The sequence below is a fragment of the Bradyrhizobium sp. 31Argb genome, from assembly GCF_043638955.1.
In the GTDB taxonomy this organism is placed as follows: domain Bacteria; phylum Pseudomonadota; class Alphaproteobacteria; order Rhizobiales; family Xanthobacteraceae; genus Bradyrhizobium.
Genome location: NZ_JBEGDB010000162.1, coordinates 1 through 4,461 on the forward strand (window position 1 = coordinate 1; position 4,461 = coordinate 4,461).

At 58.2% G+C, this 4,461-nt stretch carries 1 protein-coding gene; it reads left to right on the forward strand.

The window, feature by feature from the left end; translation table 11 throughout:
• Positions 1 to 267 precede the first annotated feature (267 nt).
• Positions 268 to 4,461, forward strand: a 4,194-nt coding sequence (locus AAFX91_RS26470) for a N,N-dimethylformamidase beta subunit family domain-containing protein (protein WP_394568615.1), incomplete at its 3' end; no start/stop codon positions are given.

The following is a 4,461-nucleotide window of genomic DNA, read 5'->3' on the forward strand; positions in this document are numbered from 1 at the left end:
TCCTGCCATCGGCGACACCGATCCGATTCGGTATCGCCGCCCCAATCCTGACGGTCAGTTCTCCGGTAACATCCTTGATGAGGCAATGCGCGGCTGACCGGCCCTAACGCCAAGACGTTCCATTTGGATCTTGCGTGTTTTTAGCGCCATCCCTTTTTTGTGATTAATATTTTTAATTATTTAATTGACGTTAAAATTAAATGAATTAAATCTGCGACATTATGTCACTCCGGATATTACTAAATTGGTTTTTCGAGGGTGATTGCCATGCTGACGCAGAAACCGAGCGCTTTATCCGTGAAGGCGCAGCCGCTTCTGTCCGCGGAAACTGATTATACCCTTCATGATCTGACCGTCACGGTGGCCGGCCTTCCGACTGCCGGAGTTGTCCTGAAAGCCGATCGCTTCACGCGGGTGACTGTTGGCGACACGTTGACAGCCGCGGAACTCGCCGCATTGAGCTTCGCTCCGACACCCTTGCTGTCCGGAGACGTGTCGCCCTGGAACGGGGTGGTGATTTACGTTCCCCAAGACTGCGGTCGGCTGCTGATCCCGTTGCCTGCCGACCTCCCTGCCGGCTTGACCGGGGACACACCTGTTGCGCTCACAGAGCTGCCCTCGAACGGTTCAGTGTTCTTGGCCGATGGAACGACCGCCGTCGCCCGCGGTCAAATCATCACTGCTTCACAACTATGCGGGTTGACGTTCAGCCCGGCCGCCGACGCGGTCGGACAGATTTCGCTGCTGCGCTATTGCAGCGCGGACGACGGATTCATGGGAGAAGTTCTGCTGATTGTCGGTCCCGGTAGGCCCACTGCCAGTCCAACGGAGGCCGATACCGCTGACGGCAGCAACTCGGTCGCGCCACTCGCTCTTGCCCTGCTGCTGGAGACAGGTCTTTCGTCCCTGAACTCGACGCAAGCTTCGGCTGCGGTCGATCCCAACGACGTCCTGCCACCCGATTCCTCGGCGCCATCGGGCCCGTCGGCCGGGTTGGCCGGTCAGGTCTTCGATCGGGCGGCAGCTCCTGTGCCCAGCGACCTCGTCGGTGCGGCGCCCGCAATCCTGGCGCAGTCGGCGACAACAGACACAACTGGTTCGACCGGAACGAATGCGTCGCCCTCCGACCAGACACGCCACCATCGTATCGGCTCGAGCACTCCTCCGGATTCCGGCAGCCTTACATTGAGGCCGCTGCCGTCCAGCGATCTGCTGCAGACGACATTGCCTAACCCGCTGACGACAACGACCACGTCCGCGTCGACGCTCAATTCCCCCGCGCCGATAACGACGAGCCTCCTGAATCGAGAGCTGATGATGGGTCCAACGTTGTTGGCCACCACGTTGGCGAACGGCCCTTCGAGCACGACCACACACTGGACCAATTCGGGCGGCGGATCCTGGAATGTCGCGGCAAACTGGGGTGCCGGTGTCCCGGGGCTTGCCGACAAGGTGGTGATGGATGCGACAGGAGCTTATACGGTCACGAGCACGAGCAATGTCGACATAAATAGCCTGGTCGTCGATGCAGGCGTAACCTTGTCGTGCAATCCCGGCACGCTATTCACTGTCGAAGGTAGCGTAGTCGACAACGGGATCATCCAAGCTGGCCCGTTCAATGGAAATCGAATTTCCAACGTAGACATCAAAGGCAATATCAGTGGCACCGGTTCGTTGGATGTTTCAAACCAGGCTGTCCTCGAGATCGGAGGTGCTGTTTCCGGACAACTGACAAACGGATCGTTTTCCGGGATAACCGTATCTTTCGATGCAGGAAACGGTGAGCTCGTCCTCGATCATTCGGCGCAGTTCCACGGTCTGATCGCAAGCTCGTCGCCGGGAGCACCGCTTTCGGCGAATCAGCTCATCGATTTGAAGGACCTTGCGTTCACATCGTCGATGTCGACATCTGTTCAGTACGACATCACCTCAAACACCAGCACAGTAAACTTCAGCAACGGTTCTACCACCGTCTCCTTGCTATTCGCTGGAAAGGATCCGAACTGGACTCTGAATAGCGACGGGCATGGCGGCACTGTTGTCGCCGATCCGTCTGGCACGAATCCAATCGTGCTGGAGAATGAGTTACCGGGCACGCCGATGAGCGTGTGGCAGGTTGCTCCCGGTGCCGATTCGACCAAGCTCGAGGGATTCACGACCGCAATCAGCACCAATATCGGCAGCACGGTACAGTTCAAGATCGACAATCTGACGGGCAGCCCGAACTATCAAATCCAGATCTATCGACTGGGGTACTACGGAGGAGACGGCGCCCGTCTCGTCACAACCCTGCAGCATCAGGGCACGTCATCGATCGCGCAGCCGTCACCAATCACGAATACTGCGACCGGGGAGGTCGACGCCGGCAATTGGAGCGTCACTGATTCATGGTCCATTCCGACCACGGCCGTATTAGGCGTTTATGTCGCCAACGTCGTCCAAGGCACTCAAGTTTTCCAGATTCCGTTCGTCGTCAAGGATCCCAACTCCACAAGCGACATCGTCTTTCAGACCTCTGATGAGACCTGGCAGGCTTACAACGGTTGGGGCGGCGCCAGCCTATATGGAGGCAACGGTCCTTCCCAGGGTGGCGCGGCCTACGCGGTCAGTTACAACCGCCCCATCATGACCCGGGATGGAGTAGGACTGTATGCGAATTCAGATGATACTGTGTTTGCAGGCGAATATCCCGCAATCTACTGGCTGGAAGAAAACGGCTACAATGTAAGCTACATCTCCGGCATGGATACAGCAACCAATGGCGCGTTGCTGCTCAACCACAAGGTGTTCATGGATGCCGGACACGACGAATATTGGACCGACAGCCAGGTCGCGAATGTTCAGGCCGCGGCGAACGCGGGCGTCAACCTGGTGTTCCTCAGCGGCAACGAGATCTTCTGGCAAACCCAGTTCACACCGAGCATAGACAGTAGCAAGACAGCCAATCGCACGCTGGTCACCTACAAGGACAGCCACTTTGAGCAATTGATCAACCCTAGCGGGCAGGGGACGGGCACCTTTGAGGCCCCCACCAATTGGGGCGGTGCCGCCATGCCGTCCAATGCGCTGACGGGAACGGTGTTCTCGGTTGATGAGAGCGGGAGCCTTGGGACGATCAAGATTCCCTACAGCATGACCCAGTTGCGTTTCTGGCGCAATACAAGCGTCGCGGCCACGGCACCCGGCCAGACAGCTTCGCTGGAAAGCCGCCTGTTGGGATATGAATGGGACTCCTCTCCCGATAACGGCTTCATGCCTGCCGGCCTGATCGACCTCTCTTCGACGACAGTCCAGGAATCTACGGCGTTCAATACGGAGTTCGGGAACGTCGACACAAGCGGTACCGCAACCCACAATCTGGTCGAGTACCGTGATCCCACCAGCGGCGCGTTGGTGTTCGGGGCGGGCACCGTCTTTTGGTCATGGGGCCTGTCAAACCAGCACGACCCTTCGCCGGACGGCAATCAGACAAACACCGACCCGAACGTCCAACAGGCAATGGTGAATGTGTTTGCGGACATGGGCATCCAGCCCCAGACGCTGCAGGCCAGTCTGGTGATCGCGAGCCAGTCGACCGATCACACCGCGCCAACGTCCAAGATCACCAACGTGTCATCCTCGTCCGTGATCGAAGGCCGAACCGTAACCGTAAGCGGTACCGCGACTGACGTCGGCGGCGTGATTGGCGGCGTTCAGATTTCGACCGACGGTGGAAAAACGTGGCACGTGACGAGCGGTCAAATTGGCACGCAAACTGTCAATTGGACCTACACTTTCCATGCGCCGGCCAAGGGGTCGTACAGCATCGAAACCCGAGCGGTCGATGACAGCCTAAATCTCGAGACACCGGGTTCCGGCGTGTCGTACACGGTTTCACCGTCCACGTCCCTCAACCTATTTGGCTCCAGCGCCACGCCTGCTACGGCTGATGTAAGTGACCCACACGGCGTGGAAGTCGGTCTCAAGTTCACGTCAAGTACCAACGGCCAAATCACCGGGATCCGCTTCTATAAGGGGTCCCTGAACACCGGCGCCCATGTGGTTGATCTTTGGAGCGCCAGCGGCACACTGCTGGCGACCGCCACGTCCACCAACGAGACCGCCAGTGGCTGGCAGCAGGTGAACTTTTCGAGTCCTGTGAACATTGTTGCAGGCACGACCTATGTCGCCTCGTACCACATGACCAATGGCCAATACTCCGATACGCCTTACTATTTTGACACGCTCCAAAATCCGACAAACGGATCTCTTTCCGCAACGGCTGATGGTCTGAATGGCGTTTACGCCTATTCCTCAGGGAGTATCTTCCCCACTAATATCCCTGTCTCTGGCGACAACTACTGGGTCGATGTCGTCCTTAACGATACTGGCTCGACGACTGAGACGCCGCCGGTGCTGGTGACCCAGACCCCCAACCAGAGTGCGGTCGCCGGCTCGGCCTTCTCGCTGACGCTGCCTGCC